The 17,544-nt window shown below is 62.6% G+C and carries 18 protein-coding genes; 7 read left to right on the top strand and 11 right to left on the bottom strand.

The genetic code is table 11. From position 1 onward, the window contains the following. Position 1 precedes the first annotated feature (1 nt). The 4 genes from RT424_RS04425 to RT424_RS04410 form a co-directional block, all read right to left on the bottom strand. A complete protein-coding gene (locus tag RT424_RS04425; RefSeq protein WP_313434755.1) occupies positions 2–772 on the bottom strand; it encodes a hypothetical protein in 771 nt (256 codons plus the stop codon). 80 nt (positions 773–852) lie between these two features. Next, positions 853–1,467 (bottom strand): hypothetical protein, encoded by a 615-nt coding sequence (locus RT424_RS04420; RefSeq protein WP_313434754.1) that lies wholly within the window; start codon positions 1,465–1,467, stop codon positions 853–855. A gap of 155 nt (positions 1,468–1,622) precedes the next feature. Beyond that, a complete protein-coding gene (locus RT424_RS04415) occupies positions 1,623–2,213 on the bottom strand; it encodes a hypothetical protein (RefSeq protein ID WP_313434753.1) in 591 nt (196 codons plus the stop codon). 385 nt (positions 2,214–2,598) lie between these two features. Further along, positions 2,599–3,417 (bottom strand): alpha/beta hydrolase, encoded by an 819-nt coding sequence (locus tag RT424_RS04410; RefSeq protein WP_313434752.1) that lies wholly within the window; start codon positions 3,415–3,417, stop codon positions 2,599–2,601. Between the two features lie 234 nt (positions 3,418–3,651). On the opposite strand from RT424_RS04410, the gene RT424_RS04405 reads away from it, so the two are divergent. Further along, entirely contained in the window at positions 3,652–4,017 is a 366-nt protein-coding gene (locus RT424_RS04405; protein ID WP_313434751.1) for a hypothetical protein, read from the top strand. A 281-nt stretch (positions 4,018–4,298) separates the two neighbouring features. Here RT424_RS04405 and uraH read toward each other — a convergent pair whose 3' ends face one another. Beyond that, positions 4,299–4,691, bottom strand: a complete 393-nt coding sequence (uraH, locus tag RT424_RS04400) for a hydroxyisourate hydrolase (protein ID WP_313434750.1) — start codon at positions 4,689–4,691, stop codon at positions 4,299–4,301. 482 nt (positions 4,692–5,173) lie between these two features. Here uraH and RT424_RS04395 point away from each other — a divergent pair, with 482 nt between their 5' ends. From RT424_RS04395 to RT424_RS04370, 6 genes are all read left to right on the top strand, one after another. Next, positions 5,174–5,380 carry a hypothetical protein gene (locus tag RT424_RS04395; protein ID WP_313434749.1) on the top strand — a complete coding sequence of 69 codons (207 nt, stop codon included), beginning with the start codon at positions 5,174–5,176 and terminating at the stop codon, positions 5,378–5,380. 57 nt (positions 5,381–5,437) lie between these two features. Beyond that, positions 5,438–5,704: a GlsB/YeaQ/YmgE family stress response membrane protein gene (locus RT424_RS04390; RefSeq protein WP_313434748.1), complete on the top strand. Its 267-nt coding sequence runs from the start codon at positions 5,438–5,440 to the stop codon at positions 5,702–5,704. 595 nt (positions 5,705–6,299) lie between these two features. Further along, complete coding sequence (locus RT424_RS04385) at positions 6,300–6,887, top strand: sigma-70 family RNA polymerase sigma factor (RefSeq protein ID WP_313434747.1); 588 nt, start codon at positions 6,300–6,302, stop codon at positions 6,885–6,887. Positions 6,888–6,918: 31 nt separating this feature from the next. Then, positions 6,919–7,902, top strand: coding sequence for a FecR domain-containing protein (locus RT424_RS04380; RefSeq protein WP_313434746.1), 984 nt, complete (start codon positions 6,919–6,921; stop codon positions 7,900–7,902). Between the two features lie 120 nt (positions 7,903–8,022). Then, the gene (locus RT424_RS04375; protein ID WP_313434745.1) at positions 8,023–10,560 is read left to right on the top strand and encodes a TonB-dependent receptor; all 2,538 of its coding nucleotides are present in this window, start codon (positions 8,023–8,025) and stop codon (positions 10,558–10,560) included. Between the two features lie 167 nt (positions 10,561–10,727). Further along, positions 10,728–12,725 (top strand): Atxe2 family lasso peptide isopeptidase, encoded by a 1,998-nt coding sequence (locus RT424_RS04370; protein WP_313434744.1) that lies wholly within the window; start codon positions 10,728–10,730, stop codon positions 12,723–12,725. Here RT424_RS04370 and RT424_RS04365 read toward each other — a convergent pair. The 6 genes from RT424_RS04365 to RT424_RS04340 all read right to left on the bottom strand — a co-directional run bounded on the left by RT424_RS04365 (position 12,715) and on the right by RT424_RS04340 (position 17,488). Next, positions 12,715–14,451 (bottom strand): asparagine synthase-related protein, encoded by a 1,737-nt coding sequence (locus RT424_RS04365; protein WP_313434743.1) that lies wholly within the window; start codon positions 14,449–14,451, stop codon positions 12,715–12,717. The two genes, RT424_RS04370 and RT424_RS04365, sit on opposite strands and share 11 nt — an antisense overlap. Further along, the gene (locus tag RT424_RS04360; RefSeq protein ID WP_313434742.1) at positions 14,451–15,119 is read right to left on the bottom strand and encodes a lasso peptide biosynthesis B2 protein; all 669 of its coding nucleotides are present in this window, start codon (positions 15,117–15,119) and stop codon (positions 14,451–14,453) included. Before RT424_RS04360 ends, RT424_RS04365 begins: the two co-directional genes overlap by 1 nt. Before the next feature lie 64 nt (positions 15,120–15,183). Further along, positions 15,184–15,303, bottom strand: a complete 120-nt coding sequence (locus tag RT424_RS04355; protein WP_313434741.1) for a benenodin family lasso peptide — start codon at positions 15,301–15,303, stop codon at positions 15,184–15,186. A gap of 112 nt (positions 15,304–15,415) precedes the next feature. Continuing rightward, entirely contained in the window at positions 15,416–16,015 is a 600-nt protein-coding gene (locus tag RT424_RS04350; protein ID WP_313434740.1) for a GntR family transcriptional regulator, read from the bottom strand. Next, positions 16,015–16,884, bottom strand: coding sequence for a phytanoyl-CoA dioxygenase family protein (locus tag RT424_RS04345; protein WP_313434739.1), 870 nt, complete (start codon positions 16,882–16,884; stop codon positions 16,015–16,017). The genes RT424_RS04350 and RT424_RS04345 overlap by 1 nt, the downstream gene beginning before the upstream one ends. Further along, positions 16,871–17,488, bottom strand: a complete 618-nt coding sequence (locus RT424_RS04340) for an acyl-homoserine-lactone synthase (RefSeq protein ID WP_313434738.1) — start codon at positions 17,486–17,488, stop codon at positions 16,871–16,873. The genes RT424_RS04345 and RT424_RS04340 overlap by 14 nt, the downstream gene beginning before the upstream one ends. Between the last annotated feature and the right edge of the window lie 56 nt (positions 17,489–17,544).

Raw genomic sequence — 17,544 nt, 5'->3', positions numbered from 1 at the left:
GTCATTTGCTTCCGGCCGGATTCAGCTCGACCGAGAGGGTGCCGCCGGCATCCGGGAGTTCGACGTTGATCGGGAAAATTCGGCTGGCTTTCGAAGGCACCAGCCCGAGACCCATGCTCTCGCGGATCTCCTCGGGTTCGAAGGTCTTGCGATAAGCCTCGGAACCGTCCCCGCGCCGCTCGATCAGGGTCATGCGGTTGGTGGCGACGTAGCCGTAATTGGCACCGTCGTTGGCGATCGTGATGACCGGCTGCGGCTTTCCGGCCGCATCCGTGCCGACCTTGGCCTCGACGATCTTGAGCGAAGGCGCATTGCCGTTCGTCCCGACGCTGACGAGCACCTTGAAGCGGTGGAGGACCTGGATCGCGTTCTGGCTTTCCGGCATGGCAACCGGAAGCTGGGCGATGGTCACATAGTAGTGACGGCTTTCGCCGTCCAGCGGCTGACCGATCCACTGGACGCGGAACGCCTGGGACTGGTTGCCACCAAGGGTGGCTTGGCTGGGGAACACGAGGACATCGTCGCTTTCGACGTCCTCAGCTTCGCGTAGTTCCCCGTTCACGACATTGACCGGGTGGACCGTCACTTCCACAGGCACAGTGTCGGGGAAGGTATTCTGCAAGGTGACAATGGCCGAAGTCCGGCGACCTGCGGTCTGGAGGTCGACCACGACAGGCTGCACGTTCAAAGCCAGGCTGGGGCCGGTGGTCGCCAACAGCGCAAGGAACGACAGCAGCGGGCGCAGCGCGCGCCGGGCAAGAGGCGTGGTCATGAGGAGGTCTCGGGAAGCAGGGCCAAGGGCAGGGGCAGGAGAAGCCGGAGGCGGACGCAGGCGCCCGCCTCCGAGCAACATCAGGCAGCCGGGGTCAGCTCGATCGAGACGTAACCCGAGTAGTTGCCGGCAGCCAGCCGGCGATCGGTCAGCGACGACCAGTTGGTGGCGGTGCGGCTGGAGCCGTTCGACGAGGCGACAGCGGCGCCCTGGCTGGCAGCCTTGACGAACTGGACGCGGGTTGCGGCCGAGCTGAGGCTGTCATGGCCGCCGAAGCGCTGTGCCACGGTCGAGCCACCGTCGGTCGAGGTCGAGTCGAGGGCAAGGCCGTTGATCGAGGTGTCGAGGTTGTAACGGATGAACTGGGCGAAATCGCCCTGGGCGAGGCCGGTGCCGGAAGCGCCATCAAGGGCGAGCACGGCGCGGGCGACGCGGACGTTGCTGCCGCCATTGTTGCAGAAGGCAACGACGCGGGCGTCGGTCAACTTCTGGGCGATTTCTTCGGTAACGGTCGAACGGACCTTGGCATTGGCATCGGTCAGATCGCCCAGGGTGATCGACGAAGCCTGCGACGAGATGCCGCACTTGCTGTCAACCTGCGCATTGATGTCGATGCGCGTATCGGCGGCGTGGGCCGAACCGGCGGCAACTGCGAAAACGGCTGCCGCGCTGGCGGCGAGGATCGAACGCTTCATATTCAGCTCCTTGAGTATCTTGACGCAGGAACGCGCCGGAGAATTGAAGACCGCTTTCGCGGGTCTTGCGACTTGCACCGGCTACCGGGACAGGCGGCCGATGGTTGAGCGGTGCGTCGACCCAACGCTCCGCCCTCCGTGTGGGTGAACTGCAATTATGCGCGTGGTCCAACCACCAGAATGAGGGTGTCTTTGTAACGGCCCGCCGCAAGGCGGGGCTGGGCAAGAGCTTGCGCCGCCCAGTCGATCGAGATCACGGCATTGCGACCCACACTGATGCCGGCGCCGGACTTGAGGCCGCGTCCGGGAACGAGGCTTGCGAAAGCGCACCGTCCGCCGTCCGCCATCTCGTCGGACGCACAGGGCACACTGCGAACGGCGCCCTTGTCGGTCTCGAGCATGATCGAAACCCGGTAGCGCTTGCTGAAGGAAAAGCCCGAGCCGTCGTCATTTGCGTCTATGTTCGTCAGCGCGCCGCGCTGCGACGTTACGCCCAAGGCATAGGGGGTATTGCAGTCGAGCCCGACTGCCAGCGAGAAGTTGGCGGCGTTTTCAAGATCGCGCGGCGCGGTGATGCTGGTCGGACCGTTGGCGGCAAAGCCACACCGTTCCTTGATGCGGGCGACGACATCGATCGCCACGGCCTCTGTGGCAGCCTGAACCGGCTCGATGATGAGCAACGCGGCAAGCAATACGCTGCCGGTCTTGATGGCGGCAAGCGGCAGCCGCCATGAACAATCAATCATCATCAAGCCCCCGCTTAATGTGTGACCGGCATGATTACCCCTGCCGTCCACATCTGTACGCCCCGCACCGGGCGCTGTCGGGGGCTTAGAAAGACTAAGCAGGGTAAGCAATTGCTAAATGTTAGTTAACGACAGACTTGTCCATTTTGGGACAGTTTGGGAGCGGACTATGAGGCGAAATATCTGATTATTCGCTGGATTCCGTGTGTTGCATTTGTCTTCGTGTGGCCATTGGTGAATCTGAATCGCCCCCCGTCTTCGAGTGGATTAGCTAAATTCTCAGATTGATTGGGCGTGTGAGTAAGCTAGGCGAAATCTTGGGAGAGGACGCGTGCCCGGGGCAGCGGAGATAGGCCGAGCCTCGTAACGAGGCTCGGCGCAGAAGTCAGGCGAGAAACCTGATGAGATCTTCGTTCAGCCTCGCAGGCGCTGTCGCGAAGAGGCCATGCGGCTCGTCCTCGTACTCAACGAACTGCGCACCGGCGATGCCGGCTGCGGCGGCGCGACCTGTAGGATCGATGGGAACGGTCTTGTCGGCGGTACCGTGAATGACCAGGGTGGGGACGGTAAACGATGCAAGGTCGGGCCTGAAATCGGTCCGTGCGAACGCGTCGATGCATTCGATCGTGGCCTTGGGACTGGCCATGGCGGCAAGCAGGAAACTCCAGTCGAGAAGACCTTGGCTGACTGGGCTCGAGATGAAGCCGACACCGTAGAACTGCTTTGCAAAATCCTGAAGGAAAGCGAACCGGTCTTCTCGAACCTGCGCCTTCATGGTGTCGAACACGCTCTCTTCCACGCCATCAGGATTATCATCGCCCCTGAGCAGGTATGGCACGACGCTGCTGACGAGAGCGACCTTCGCAATGCGCGCGGTTCCGTGATTGGTGAGATATCGCGCGATCTCGCCGCCCCCCATCGAGAAGCCCACGAGTGAGACCGTTTCCAGACCCAATTCTTCGATCACCGCAGCGAGGTCGTCGGCGAAAGTGTTGTAGTCATAGCCGAACGCCCCGTGCTCCGATTGCCCGAAGCCGCGACGATCATAAGTGATGACTCTATACCCTGCCTCTAGCAACGCCAGGGTCTGGTATTCGAACATGTCACCGGTGAGGGGCCAGCCGTGAATCAGAATCACGGGTCTGCCCCGTCCCATGTCCTTCACGTGGATGCTGGTGCCGTCGTTAGATTTGATGAAAGCCATTCAGAAGCTCCTTGAGAATGATCGCCTCCACCCACAACGGTGATTATCGAGGATGGTTCGGTTTGCCGCGCACCGTTGTCAGCCCGACTGCGCGACATTTGCGGAGGTCTGATTCAAAGCGCCTAGGCTCCTTGTTCGAACTCTTGGAAACTCTCCTTTCTTCTGGAGGTGCAGGCGCAAGGGGGGCTTCGAAACCTTTCAGGAACGAGACAGGCCGCAGGCGGTTAACGCTGCATGAAGATGATAACCACGCTGACAGCTTCTGCAGCATTGGCCTGCATGATCGCCGCCTGTGACGGCCCGCGGGAAAAGGCGGGTGCAGCCAAAGACGAGGCCGAGGCGAAGGCTGCGGGATTGCCTTACGAAGGCACTGGTCCTGGCGAACGCGCTGGAAAAGCAGCCGATCGGATCGATCGCGCCACCGCGAAGGCTCGGGAAGCTCAGGCAGATGCGCTTGAAGACGAAGGGCACGTAATCCAGGCGAAAGCCGATGCTCAAGCAGACAAACTCGAGGCGCAGGCAGAAAGTATCCGAAAGACGGCTGAGCAGAAAGTTAAATCTCTTCGGGGTCAGGCAGGCGAGCTAAGGGAACAGCGCTGATCATATCAACGCTGGCAGTACCTGTCGGGAGTGGGTTCATGCTTGACTCTACCCCAGCTATTTGGCGACGGTTCTCAGCACATTTGGTTGGCAATCTTCAAGATTGCCGGGACTTGTGCCTGCCTGCCACCGTTAAAACACCCCCTCTAGGCAATTTAGAGCGGCGTACCGCGACCCCACGCAGATGTCTCGGGACTTGGCTGTTGTTGCAGAGCGGACGAGACCTTCTTTCCGGCCACAGACTTTACCTGGCAGCGACGGAAAGAAGACCATGGCGCATTTTAATTACCTCGATATGTTGAATAGCCATACGGACTGACCACCACTGGCACGTGATAATGCCCTGCCTTGTCAGTCACCCTGAAAGTCAACGTAATTTCCGGGAAGAATGGCGACGCTGCGGCATTTGGGTAACCAGACATGTCGAATTGCAGCCTGTAAACTCCGACATCAAATGCACTGGCGGTACCGAAGGAGCGGACGCGGCCGTCGGAGTCGGTTATTGCAGTGCCGATTTTCTGCCAGCTACCGGCTGCGCTGCGCTTGGAGAGAACGACAGGGACCGCTTTGCCACCCACCCCCTGAGCCAGATCAAGGATATGGGTCGAAATATCCGCAGCAGCGGCGGGCGTCGCGATTATGCCAAGCAGCAGTGCCAAGGCAGTGATCTTCATGATCAGGATCCTTGCTGAGGGTAATAGAAAAAGGCGAGGTGGACGCCTAACAGAGAAAAGTAGGTCCGGTGCGGTTCATTTGCGAATTAAATGTGTCGATATCAAACATGCAAAAATCGAATGCCTTTCGTCGACATCTTGACCAGGCGGACGTGCCATGTCTCGACGGCAAAGGCGGCATTCCCGATCGGGGGAAGCAGAGCCTCATGGCGACGCCTACTTCGTTGCCATCTCGCATCCATCATGCCGTCGCAATTTATGTCGCCTATTCATTATCGCGTCACTATCAAAAACCGGAGAGTGGCTCGGGTCGCTAAAGATTAGATTAGCGGCGGCTGCCGACCTGTGCACGCCGTTTACCAAGCGAGTAGCGGCTGCCAGCTTTGCTGCGATGTAGCCGATCATCAGGTCCGAGAGAAACATCTACGCTGACAGGAACAATCACCCAGCATCTCGTTTTTTGTAACATCAAGGAGACGGGTATGATCGGAAAAGTTATTGGCGCTATCGCAGGCAAGCGCCTTTCGCAGGACGTCAGCGGTGTTGGCGGTACTCGCGGCGCGCTGCTGGGCGTAGGCGCAGCCACGGTCCTGCGCCGGCTTGGGCCGCTCGGCATGGTTGCAGTGGCTGTCGGCGGCTACGCCCTCAAGAAGCGCCACGACCAGCACGGAGCGACCCGGTCTCGCTGACACAGCCCCCGGACTATGCCGGGATTCTGAACATACTATTTTAGCTCGGAGACAGACATGGGTTGGATAATTGCGCTTATCGTAGGCGGTGTCGCAGGATGGCTCGCGAGCATGGTCATGAAGCGCGACGCTTCGATGGGAATCTTCCTCAACATCATCGTCGGCTGCGTCGGCTCTGTCATTGGCAACGCCTTGTCGGGTCCGCTGCTTGGTGTTCGCGGTAGCGTACAGCAGTTTTCGCTGACCGGCCTGATCATCGCTTTCGTGGGCGCGGTGATTCTTCTTGCGATCGTGAACTTCTTTCAGCGGAATCGCGCGCGCTAATTAGCAGCTGCTGCTTATGCTAGAACGCCGTCCACCCGTCATGGGTTGGGCGGCGTTTTACGTTAGAGTCGATGCCTGGCGTCGCTATCAAGGACGACGTCGTGCTGCGAACCTTTCAAGAATTTAATCTTAGCGCCGGAGCTGCGATGATACCCTGCCATTGCGGCGACCAACATTCCATGATGTCGATGCAATTACGTCGGCCTAGTGGATTATTCGGGCCGCCGAGATGTATGTCCAGGCCGCTCGCGGCTAAAGATCTCGGCACTTGTTCAAGCAATGTACCTTCAGCCCGGGTCCCGTACTTTCGCAACTTGCATTGTGAATGCACCTGCGTAGTATCGGCCGTGCGCTTTTTATCAGCGTAGAGGCGTGCCAACTTCCTCTTGAAACTATCGCTCGGCGCGAAAGCATCCGGGCCGCCGGCGTGAATGTCCAGGCCTTAGTGGCTAAAGGCGCCGGTACTCGATTTCAAAACGTTGGCTTCGTCCGGTTTAGGCCGGACGAACTCCGTGTGGAGAAAGCCCATGAAGATGGGCAACGAGAGCGCCCGCAACTTGCGGAGCGTATCAGCTGCGGCCGTTGCTGAAAGGGCATGGTCATGCGGCTGAACCGGGCATTGGAAGACCGCCCGGAATCGCGCGTCATCTGCGAAGGCGAGCCCCTGCCGCCGGAGGACCGGCTCGTCAGGCGCGATTCCGACTGGCTCGAGGGTCTTTACCACGCGCATCGTGACCGGCTCATGCGGTTTGCAGTCCGTCATACTTCTGCCGACCGCGCCGCCGATATCGTCCAGCAGCTTTTCACCCGGCTTGCCGGACGAGGAAGGGACGATCCGCTCGAAGTCGTCGCCCCGGCTGCATACCTGAGGCGAGCGACGATCAATCTGATCAGGGACGAGGCGCGCCAGGCGGTTCGGCGCTGCGCCGAATTCCACGATTACGCGGTGGATGAACTTGAGGGTTTCGATACCGTCGCGGCCCTTGAAGCGAGGGATACACTTGCGCGCCTCGAGGCGATCATGGCTCGCCTGAAACCCAGGACCCGGGAGATATTTCTCGCGCACCGGCTCGACGGCTATAGTTATGGCGAGATAGCGGCAAGGACCGGGTTGAGCGTGAAAGCGATCGAAAAGCATATGAGCAAGGCGATCGCTCACGTTTCGCGGCATCTGAAACCGTGATGGTAGCGGCGGGAGCAGGGTCGATGCCGCGATGAGCATAGAGCAGGAAGCGGCTGATTGGTTCGCGATCATGCGTGGGCCCGACGCGAAAGCCTCGTGCGCTGCCTTTGAGGCCTGGCGCATGGATCCGGTGCGCGCGCAGGCCTATGAAGACAAGCTGCGGGCCTGGGACACCACCATGTTCCTCGCCAATACCGCGACGGGCAAGCGTCGTGGTCTCGAAGGCGTTGGGCGGAGGAAATTCACACCGCAAGGTTGGCCATGGGCTGCCGCGGCATTCCTCGCTGTTGGCGTTGGCGCCATGCTGGCCTTCAAGGTCGCGGGCGGTCTCGATGCGCAGACCGGCTCCCACCGGCTCGTGTGGGCGGCGATGGACGAGGCGCCCCGAACCATCCACCTTCCCGACGGATCGAATGTCACCCTTGATCGTGGGGCGCGCCTGCAGGTGGCCTTCGATGACGTAGGACGGCGGCTGCGATTGCTTGCGGGCCGGGCACGCTTTGCTGTCGCTCATGACACAAAAAGGCCGTTCATTGTCGAGGCGGGCGGTGGCAGTGTCGAGGCGCACGGGACCCTCTTCGATGTCGCGCTCCTGCCGGGCGCCGCCGCCGATGTCTCGCTTCTCCAAGGCGCGGTCGAGGTTCGAAGCGTCCTTTCTGGAAGGCGGGGTGTCGGTCTCAAGGCGGGGGAAAGCATTTCTTTTGCCGGTGGGACCTTCGGCAAACCTCGTGCCATCATCGCCGCAACGCTGCAGTGGCCGCGCGACATGATCGTGTTCGACGGTCTGGACCTGGTCGCCGCCGTCGCAGCATTCAACCGCACGAGCTCCATCCCTGTCGTAATCGACGGCGCCATTCCGGCCGGCATGAAGATAACCGGTTCCTTCCGGCGCTCCGATCCGGAGGCTTTTGCCCGGCAGGCGGCGCAGACGTTCGGCCTGGTGGTACAAGCCCGGGATGACGGCACTCTGGCGCTGGTTCTCCGGGCTCCGGAAGAAAATCAAAAAAGGCGGTAGGGTAGATTCGGCACGAGGCCGTTCCCGTCATGAAGGATCCAGCGAACAGCGGTTCTTCGGGATGGAGGTCACCAAGTGCGTTACCGTTTTCTGGCGTGCTGCAGCCTGGCTGCAGCCGCAATGGCATGCTGCGCCCCTGTCGCGGCGCAGTCTCAGGCAAGTGCCGGGGTACTTGAGCGGCAATCGGTTCACATTCCGGCGCAGCCGCTGTCGAGCGCGCTTCGCGAACTCGGGCGGATATTCGCTGCCAACATCAGCGCCAATGACGCCGAAATCGCCGGTCGCAGTGCGCGGAGCCTCCACGGTGATTACAGTGTGGAAGAGGCGCTTCGCGTGCTTCTGGTCGGGACCGGACTGACGGCGACGGCGAGCGGATCCGGTTTCGTGGTCGGGCCGCGGGAGCCGGATGGTGAGGACGGCGACGGGATCGTCGTCACGGGAACGCGCATTCGTGGCGCGGCCATTGCCTCAACCACCCTCACTTACCAGCGCGAGGCTATGCGCAATGCTGGGCAATCGTCCGTCGCCGATGTCCTGCGCGCGATCCCGCAAAACTTCGGCGGCGGGCAGAATGCGGGCGTCGGCTACAATGTTCCGGGCGGGCGGGGCGTCGACCTCGACGGCGGTACGTCGATAAACCTCAGAGGGCTTGGCAGCGATGCCACGCTGACGCTGCTCGACGGTCGGCGGATGAGCTATGCCGGGGTAACCCAGGGGGTCGACGTCTCCGCCATTCCCTTCGGTGCCATCGAGCGCATTGACGTGGTTCCCGACGGGGCCTCGGCGCTGTTCGGTTCGGATGCGGTGGCTGGCGTTGCCAACATCGTCCTTCGTCGCCGTTTCGACGGCTTTGAGACGAGTGCACGGCTTGCCGGTTCGACGGACGGCGGCAACTTCCAGCAGCAATATGCCGCCACGGCGGGCCGGACCTGGCAGTCGGGAAGCGTGCTTGCCGCCTACGAGTTCGCACGCACTACCGCGATCGAGGCGGGGCAGCGCTCCTATGCCGAAACGCGTACCCCCGGGGTCACGTTGACACCCTATCTACGCCACCACAATGCCGCGCTCGTGGTGCGGCAGGATCTCTCCACCAATCTCACGTTCGATCTCGACCTTCTCTACAACAAGCGCTGGTGGGAACAGACGTTGCCGCTCAATGCTTCCGGCGACCTTGCCATCAGCCGCGTTGATTTCGCGCGCGGGTCGGAGGCCTGGGGCGCGGCGCCGTCGCTCACGCTTGCGCTGCCTTCTGACTGGCTGGTGACGCTGGGCGGCAGTTACGGCTGGAATCGCTCCGCGTTCGGCGGTGTGAACACGATCCGCGGGACTCGGACCGAAGCCAGCTCCGGTGTTTATCGCAACACGACCCGGAATATCGAGCTCTCCGGCACCGGCAGGCTTGTCGAACTTCCCGGCGGGAGCGTGAAGGCTGCGCTCGGGGGAGGATATCGTCGGAATGACTTCCGGCGCACGGGCTCGACGCCCGGTGCCTCTATCGAAGCTTCGCAGGACAGCTACTATGCCTTCGGTGAGCTTGCGGTTCCCGTGTTCGGCGAGGGTCAGCTCCCCGCATTAGGCGAGCAGATCGATGTCAGCCTTGCCGCGCGCTACGAGCGTTATCCCGGCGTCGGCTCAGTCGTCACTCCCAAGTTCGGGGTGATCTATGCGCCGACCAGGGATCTTTCGGTCAAGGGAAGCTGGGGGCGTTCCTACCGAACGCCGACGCTTTACGAGCAATTTCGACCGTCGACAGTCTTGCTTTACGCCGCCCCGGTGCTGGGCGGAAGCGGCGGCGGAACGGCCCTGCTGGTCTCGGGCGGCAATCCGGATCTGCGGCCCGAACGCTCGACCAACTGGTCGGCCACGCTCGATGTTCATCCCCGGGCCCTCGAAGGTTTCAAACTCGAAATCAGTTATTTCGACATCCGCTACCGCGACCGGATCGTCACGCCGATCCCTTATACCGCGCAGTCGCTGTCGAACGCGGTCTATGCCCCTTACGTGACGCGCGATCCGGACCCTGCCCAGCAGGCAGACGCGCTGGCGCGGGGGTCAACCTTCACCAACTATTCCGGGGCCGTTTACGATCCGTCGACGGTGATCGCCATTGTCGAAAATTCCAACATCAATGCCGGACGCCAGACGGTGCGCGGGGTCGATGTGCTCGCCAGTTACCGGTTGGATCTGGGCGGCGGCGTGCTGCGCACCGTCTTCAACGGCAGCTACATCGAGAGCAGGCAGCAGATCGCGGCCGGACAGGCGGTCACGCAGATGGCCGGCACGATATTCAACCCGCCGCATTACCGGGCGCGCGGCGAGGTCGGATGGAGCGACGAGCAGTTTTCGCTGCTCGCCGCGGTGAACTACATCGGGCCGGTCCGCGATGTCCGCTCGGCTTCCTCGCCCCGGATCGGCGCCATGGCGCCGGTCGATCTGACCTTGCGTTACCACCTGGAGCGGAACGACGCAGGCCTGGATCACGAGAAGCCTAGACGCACCCTGCTCGCCGGGGTCGAGGTGATCGCCTCGATCCAGAACGCTTTCAACGACAAGCCCAGCCCCATCGCGGTCCGGGCCTACACCGATACGCCTTACGACAGCACCAACTACTCGCCTTTCGGCCGCGTCCTCAGTCTCACGGTGTCCAAGAAATGGTAAAGTTATCTTCAAGCCTGCTCGCACTGGCGGGTGCTCTCTGCGGTGCGGGGCAGGCGCGTGCTGCCTGCGACGACCTCCTTCCTCCGGCTCAGGCAGCGCGGTCGCCGGAATTGTCGTCGGGGGCGGCGCCACCATCAGGGCCGTCGTCAGGAGCATCGCGCCGGACAATGACCACAATGGATCTCGCCCGGATCCGTGACATCGGCGACACCGAAGTGATTTCAAATCCCCAGAGCCCCTATGCGCTGTCGCCCGACGGGCACAGCATCGCCTTCGTAATCGCCCGGGGCGATCCCAGGACGAATGCCTACTGCTCGGCGCTGGTCGTCATGCCGCGCAGGGGCGGGGGCGCGCCGCGGATCATCGACCGCGCGGGAGCGATCCCGCGCCTCGCGGGGGTGTTCCGGGATCTCTACATCGTCACCGGCTTTCCCGACACGATCGTTCCCGCCTGGTCACCGGACGGAACGTCGATCGCCTACCGCAAGGAGGTGGACGGCATTGTTCAACTCGTCTCCGCGAAGGCCGACGGGAGCGGCAGCCGCGTGCTCACCCATGAAGGCAGCAATGTCGAGAATTTCACGTGGCTCCCGGATTCAGCTGCGCTTGCCTACTTCACCAGACCGGGCCGGGACGCAGCGAGACAAAGGATCGCTCGTGAAGCCCGAACCGGCTGGCTTTACGACAAGAGTATCCTGCCCATGCAATCCTGGGAGCCGCAGCCGTGGGCAAAGGATCTGACGAGGGCAGCCTTCGTGGTGGAACTCGCAGGTCCCAGGGTTCGCCAGGCGACGCCGGAGGAAGAGCAGATCATAAATCCGCCGCCGGCGGCGGGAGCTCCTTACGAGCTTGCCATTCGGAGCACGAACGGCGCATCGGCATGGACAGCGCCGATCAATGACCTTCCCTATGCGAAGCGCCGGGTTTGGGCGCGGCTTCCCAGCGGCAGGGATATCGCCTGCAAGGCTGAGGCCTGCGCCGGCAAGATCGGCCGCCTGTTCTGGCAACAGAACGGTAAGTCCGTCGTCTTCCTCGCCCGCGAAGGATGGAACAGCGAGGAATTCGTCCTCTACCGCTGGGTGCCGTCCAGCAATCGCCTCACCACCATCCTGCGCACGAAGGATGCCCTGACCGGCTGCATCTTTGCAGGTGACGAACTCATATGCGGCCGCGAGAACGCCGCCACGCCCCGACGCATCATGGGGGTCGATCTTGCGTCGGGGCGCAGCCGCCTCATTTTCGACCCGAACCCGGAGTTTGCGGACCTAAACCTCGGGAAGGTCACGCGCCTCAAGGTCACCAGCGATCGCGGCTATCCCGCCTGGGCCGACCTCGTGCTGCCACCGGATTACGACGGCAAGAGCAAGCTGCCTCTCGTTGTGGTCCAGTATCGTAGCACCGGCTTCCTGCGGGGTGGGATCGGCGATGACTATCCGATCTATCCCATGGCCGCGAAGGGCCTCGCCGTACTGAGCTTCGATCGCCCGCCGACCGTAGGCAGCCAGGACCCTTCCGTAAGGACATTCGAGCAAGGCCGCGCTGCCGACTGGAACGGCTGGGCCGATCGCAGGAACACGCTTTCTGCGATCGAGGCGGGCATCGATGGCGCCGTGGCCACCGGGATGATCGACCCTGAACGCATCGGCATCAGCGGCCTCAGTGACGGTGCCTCAACCATCGAGTTCGCGTTGATCAATTCCGGCCGTTTCAAGGCGGCGGCAATGAGCACATGCTGCGACGACCTGCTGACCCAGACCGTGCTCGGGGGCTTCGCGTGGGGCGAGGAAATCCTGCGACGGGGGGGTCCGCCTTCGGTCGACAACGACCGGGAGTACTGGAAGCCGATTTCGCTTTCGGTCAACGCGCGCAAGATCGATACCCCGATTCTCATGCAGTTGGCCGACCGGGAGGCGTCACTCGGGCTACCGGCCATCGGCGCGCTGACCGAGGCGGGCAAACCGCTCGAAGTCTATATTTTCCCGGACGAGTATCACAACAAGTGGCAGCCGGCGCACCGGCTTGCGGTCTACGATCGCGCCATCGACTGGTTCAACTTCTGGTTGCGCGATCATGAGGATCCGGCGCCGGGGAAACGGGAACAGTTCGCGCGTTGGCAGGAGCTTGCGCGCAAGGCATCGAAGGGAGGCAGTCCTATCAGTCCCTGACCCCGCGGGCCCAGATCTCTACGTCCATCAGCCTGACGATCCGGCTGCATTCCCGTCCCCTGAAGGGTGTCGGATCGTCCAGAGCTGCTTCGACGGCAGCGATATCGATTACGCCTGCCGCAGCCAACCGGCCGCCGAGCAACCGATCGCGGATCATCTCCCGGTTGGCCTCAAAGAGCTGCACGATAAAGCTGTCCGGGATGCCCTTGCTGCGCCGCCAGATGACTTCGGGCGGCAGCATTTCCGAGAAAGCGCGGCGGGCGATGGCCCGGTTGCATCCTCGCTCGACCCATTGCCATGGCGCGAGCGATAGGCAGTGTTCGATGAGCGGCTGGCTCACGAGCGGAGACACGACATTCGACTTTGCGCCGTGGGGGCCATCCTCCATGAAACTCTGGGCGCCGATGAGCTGCGCGATCTGAGCAGACCGACCCGGTCGCGGCGGATTGCCGGCCGACAGCCATGGGTGCAGCGGTGAGCGGTGGGCTGCGGCAATGGCTTTCGGTGACAGCATCTGCTCGGCGGCGGGCCAGCGGTAGGGTCGCGAACGTTCCCAGGCGCGTCGAACGGCTTTTCTCGCTACCCGCCATGCCGAGGCCTGGGTGAGCGCCGCTATCTCGTTGCAGGTGCGCCGGAACGCGCGCAGCCCTTGCCGATCAAGCAGGCAATCTGCGGCGGGCGAAGCCGACTGCAACGAGCAGAACACATTGTCGCCGCCGCCGCCGTCGACGATCGTGTCGCATCCGAGCTCCTCAGCGATCCCTCCTGCCGTCCGGTAGAGCATCTGTTCGAAGCTGCGGGCCACCGGACGCGGCAGACTTGTTGTAGCCGGCAGGTCCAGCAGCAGTGCGCCTTCGTCCATTCTCCTCTCGGCAAGGGTGAGCTTGAGGCGCTTGCAGGCTGCCCGGGCATAGACCCGTTCGTCGCCGGCCGATGCCGGTGCAACTAGGTTGAGGCAAGCGACGTCCCGGCCCTTCGCGGCCAGCGCAGCAGCGACAATCGACGAATCGACCCCGCCTGAGAGCATGACCAGGCATCGATCTGCATTATGGGTTTTAGCCTGGATGCAGCGCATCGCTTCCTCGCGAAGCCTTGCTGCTGCTTCCTCCGCGCTTCTTGGCGCTCTGCCCGCAAGCACGAAATCCCAGGGCGACCAGAGGATATGATGCTCGACTTTGCCGCGAAGGAAACGGACACGTTCGCCGCCGCGCACTTCGCAGACGTCTTCGAGGCAGGTTTCCCGCAGCCGCATGTCGGCGAATACAAGCTGCCGGGCAACCGCGTCGTAGTCGATGGACCATGACCGCTTCGTACCGAGCTGCAGGGTGTCGATATCGGAGGCCAGATACGCATGCCGGTCGGTGGCGCTATAAAGACAGGGCACCGTGCCGAACGGACTGCGCAGTACCGCCGTGCCCTCGGCAAGCGGTATCAGTGCGATGTAGTCACCCCAATACTTGCCGATCAGGTGTGTGCCGCCGCTCCCCAGTATATGCTCCGCCTCGGATCCGTGCAGGGACAGCACCCGCTTCGCGCTACCCCGCACAAACAGCGAACCGAAAATGCAACCCGATTGTCCGATCGGGATTGCGTTGCACAGCGCATTGCCTGCGGCGAGCAGTCCGGGGCGATCCAGAACGATGGCAAGGCCGGCACGGCGGACTTGCCCGTGAAGGCGGTATTGCCGGCCCTCACCCAGCCCGACGGCGATGAGATACTTCTGCATTACAGCACCGCGATCGGCGTGTAGTGGGCAGCGATCTCCAGTCGCTCGTTGACCAGAACATTCCGCCACTGAACCCAGGCATGGGCTCGGAACGGCGGCATGCCGACGGCGATCACGACATCGGCGGGGATGCCGGCTGCATGGAGCCTGTGCGCCGCTGCGATCGCATACGGCAGGCACAGGTCATGGGAACCGAACATGCGGGCGCAGGCTTCCTGCGCGCGGGCGACCACAGCAAGCGTGTGCCGTGTGGTTTCTGCATCTCCATCTCCATCCTGCGTCGCTGCATACTTGCGCCGCACGAGTGTCGCTGCCGTCGCCGGTAGGCCCCGCAGGCGCAGGCTCGCGCGCGCACGAAGCAAATGCCAGGCGAGGACGGCGACGTCACGTCGGCGCGAGGGGCAGGGCGTCTGGTCGAAAACGCTGTGATGCGGAATTTCTGCGACGCAGGGTGCGAGGCTCAGCGGCGCATTGCCCGGGACGATTATCCGGGCCTTTACCAGAATGTCCCGCTCGGTTCGCGAAATCGGATGACCGGCCAAAGCCCGCCTGAAAACATCCTCCGCTTGTTGTGATAGGCCAAAATAGCGGTCGGCGGGCAGGTCTAGGAAGACGATGCGGTCACCAAGGGTGCAGAACGATAGGCCTCTGCGAAGCGACGTCGGCATGATGCGTTTCCCCGAGAATGTCCTGGCAGAAGGATGCGCGGCCGCAGCCGCGCATCCTCGTGGGTCAGTCGTCCGTGAGACCCGGCTGCTCGAGAGCCAGCACGAGATCGTTGCCCTGGCCGATCGGGCCCCTGGTTTCCACGGTGGCGGAGCCCAGGTCGATGACGATGTCTTCGCGTTCCATTTCAGTCTCCTTCTTCAAGCGCCGCAAGATTGCGGCTTGAAGAAGGTGACCCAAAATCCGAATTATAAAAATTTATAATTTCCCTATAAATGGAGTATAATTTTCTTGATATTCAGTCCGTTCTGTAAATCGTCGAAACTAATGCTCGTGCATTCGCTATTCTCTTGCGGTGATAGGCTCTGATCGCGCGGAGGAATGCGTTTTTGTCTTCATGTTTCGCGTCGTTAATTGATTTTATTTCCTGCATGACGTCATCGAACAGCAGGCTTTCTGCTACGCGGGCGCTCGCGAGCCGGTCATTAATCATGACGAGCTGGGCGAGAAGTTCCGGCCGCTGCGACGAGTCGGCGATAGCGAGAAACAGACCGGCGGCGCTATCGGCATAGGAGGTTCCAGGCAAGTGGATCGGCATCGCCGGGTCCATGCTTCCCGGAACGACATGGCCTAGGCGCAGCAATTCGAAGTTCAGGCGGTAAAGGTCGATGAGGATCGTCTCTGTCATCACCGGCAGGTGAAACCCCGTGTTGAGCCGAATTTCCACCAGCCGCTCACCCGCGAGTCGCAGTAACGCCTCGCGTATCGGAGTGACGCCGGAGACGAGATCGTCTGCAAGCCTCGCCGGATCAAGCCGTTCGCCGGGAGGGATCTTTCCGGAAAGCAGCAGGCGTTTAAGGTCGTCGTAAGCCTGCGAGGAGCGCGGACCGGCGTTCATCATCCGCTCCGCTGGCGCGCCGCATACTCGGCAGTCGCGCTCCACTGTGCCGGAAGCAGCGCGTCAGCCGCGCCGCGGGCCGGTGCGGGGCCGTCACCGAGCAGGAGCGACGGACACAGCCCCTCGTGGTTACCCAGGTTCGGGCGGTGCTGCCGATAGCCCACCAGCGCGGCAAGCTCGGGGGAAAACCGCCGAGCAATCGCCGGTGGATAGGCAAGCCACTGGTTCTCGTAGGGTTTGAGCCAGCCGAGACAGTACCCCGCGATCATCCCCCGCCTGATGTCGCCGCTGATGTTGGCGCCCGCGCCGTGGAGCGCAGAGCCGAGGAACACCAGCGCATCGCCCGGCTCCATCTCGATCTGCAGCGCTTCACTGTCCGGCGGATCTTCGCGAGCGGCCGGACCATGGCTACGCGGCCAGATCCGGGTGGCGCCGTTTTCGCAGGTAAAGGGCGTGAACGGCCATATCACGTTGACCAGGCATTCGGCGGCGCCCGGGCCGAGCCGCCACATGTCCTGGTCGCGATGCGGCATCTGCGCCAGCTCGCCAGGATGGATCGCTATCCCTTGCGTCAGGTTGAGCTGGATCGTGTCGCAGGCGGGAGCCAGGATGTGCTCGGCCGCCTGCAGGATCGCCTCGTGCTGTACAAACGCTTCGGCATGCACCGAACGCAGCAGCAATCGCCCGAACCGCCTGGTGCGGTTGCCGTAGAAATGGCCGGCGCAGAAAGGCGTATTCTCGAAGGCGGGCGCGAGATCTCGGTCGATCGCCTCGACCTTTCCTGCCGGCATCGCGGCGGGCACCAGGCAGAAGCCGTCGGTGAGAAGTGCGTCGGCGATCACGGCGGCCTGATGTTCAGTGGAAGACATCGTATGTCTCCCGTCCGGAACACGGTGCAATGAGACCGCAGCGCTGCAGCAGGGCCGGGGTGTCCTCGTCGATCTCGATGGCCATCGCGCATAATGTGCGCCGGCCTATCTCTCGCGGCGCCCCGAGCGGGCGGCAACGCCAGCCGAACGACAGGACCTGGCGCATCCAAGCTATTTCTGCGACGCCGGTGAAGCGCTCGATGCCGCTGCGCAGCGCAAATGTCACGAGCGCATGTATCAGTTCGTCGCGATCCCGCCGGCGCCGCGCTGCCGAAGACCCGCGATCGAGGCAAAAGCGGGTGATCTCCATGGTCGTCGGACCACGCGGGATTTCCTCATCGCACAGCCCGGCGAACAGCGCCGACAGAATATGTGGTCCCGTGGTCGGCAGCAGGCGGGCCGACGCCCGGTGGGCACCGTCCTCGCCGCTGAGCACAACATAAGTAGCAGGCTCCATGTCGAACTCGTCCAGTTCGAAACGGTCGGCAATCACCGCAAGGTCCCAGTGCAGCAGATCGATGAATACGCGCTTGCGCGCCTCGAACATGCTGCGCAGGACCTTCAGTTCGGCGGCGCCGGGTGCATTGGGCAGGCAGTGGATCATCGCGAACCTCCAGAAAAGGGTTCGCAATCCTGCCTGCCGTCCGGCGCGGAGCGATA

Origin of the sequence: Novosphingobium sp. (genome assembly GCF_032093395.1) — a bacterium.
In the GTDB taxonomy this organism is placed as follows: Bacteria; Pseudomonadota; Alphaproteobacteria; order Sphingomonadales; family Sphingomonadaceae; genus Novosphingobium.
Note: the sequence above shows the minus strand (reverse complement) of the source record. Positions and strands in the feature narration are given on the sequence as shown.